Here is a 1,382-nt window from a genome sequence, read left to right on the forward strand (position 1 = left end):
CAGGGTTAGCGCGTCTCAAACCCTATTGACAGTGGGATTCTAGGAGAGGATTGAATTTGGGACAGATGCGGCCAAAACAGAAAGCATATACTGATCATTCATAGCGGCTCGCCGTGACTTTTGGCGAATACTACGGCGGAAAGAGGATTCTCGCTCTAAGGCATTAAGAGCAATGCGACGTAGCAAAGAAAAATTCTGTGGACTGTGCAGAGAACGAATTCGACATTCATCCTCATTGAAAGTGACATCTAATGTCCAATGAACAGAATTTTCAATACCCCAATGCTGTCGAATTGCACTACCAATTTTGTGGGCATCACTGGCAAGACTAGTAATGTAAAATTGCACCTCCTGGGTAGTTTTATTCCAATGCTGAATCGAACGCACTACCATCACGACTGTTGTGAGTCCTGTCCACAAATCTTGTTCATGAAGTGCAGGAAGTTGTGACACTGGTACGGTGTAAACCTGACGATTCTCAATGCGGTGATGTCCTTTTTCTATCCGTTGACTCCTACTCACATCAACATCTTTAAATCCATTGGACTGGGTTGTTTCAAACCAAGTTTTGACTTGCTGATGCAGTGTAGGATGATTATCTTTCAGGCTCAGAATATAATCCGCATCAGCCGCAATAATTTTCTGGGCAATCGATTTTTGAGTACCCATTGCATCAATAGTAATGATGCAGCCAGAGATGTCTAGCATTTCTAACAGTGCTGGAATTGCGGTGATTTCATTAGATTTATCACTGACTTTTGTTTGTCCCAAGACCAAACGGTGTTCACTTGACCATGCACTGACTGTGTGTAAAGCTTTTAGCTGAGATTCCCTGTCATATGAGCCTCTATGAGTTTTGCCATCTATGGCTACTACTTCTACTCCCAATTTCTCAACTAATGATTGTACCCATTGCCGAAAACATTGCTCAAATTCTTTTGGGTTAATTCTCTCAAACACTCTCCTAAAAGTATCGGGACTGGGTATTCCGAATGGTAGTTGCAAAAATGTTTTTAACCACTCCTGTTTACTGATTCCGTACTCCTCAATATCTTCCCAACCTTGCGCTCCTGCTATTACTGCCAAAATCGCTATGCCGATGATATCTGTGAGTAAATGGTATCTTGTCCTTTCCACTCTGGGGTCTTTTATTTGTGTAAAGTATTCCTGAAACTTAGTCGTAATGTCTTTGCTATTTACACTGTCGGTAAAAGATGCTTTGGTTTTGCTTTTCTTGTTTTCAAATCCTGTTGCCATGACTCGAACCTTGCACCTAGATGGATTAAATTTTACCCTACCTCGGATAGTGCCACTTTGTTTCCCACTTGATTGCTGATTAGGCAAGTCCTCTTGTCAACAGGGTTTGAGATGCGCTGACCCTG

1 protein-coding gene is annotated in these 1,382 nt (G+C 42.1%); it reads right to left on the reverse strand.

The genetic code is table 11. The annotated features are described in order from the left end of the window. Positions 1-39: 39 nt before the first annotated feature. Positions 40-1,257 (reverse strand): ISAs1 family transposase, encoded by a 1,218-nt coding sequence (locus tag ACM0OP_RS24110; protein WP_414530935.1) that lies wholly within the window; start codon positions 1,255-1,257, stop codon positions 40-42. Positions 1,258-1,382: the final 125 nt, after the last annotated feature.

Source organism: Nodularia chucula CCY0103 (assembly GCF_963923915.1).
GTDB lineage: Bacteria > Cyanobacteriota > Cyanobacteriia > Cyanobacteriales > Nostocaceae > Nodularia > Nodularia chucula.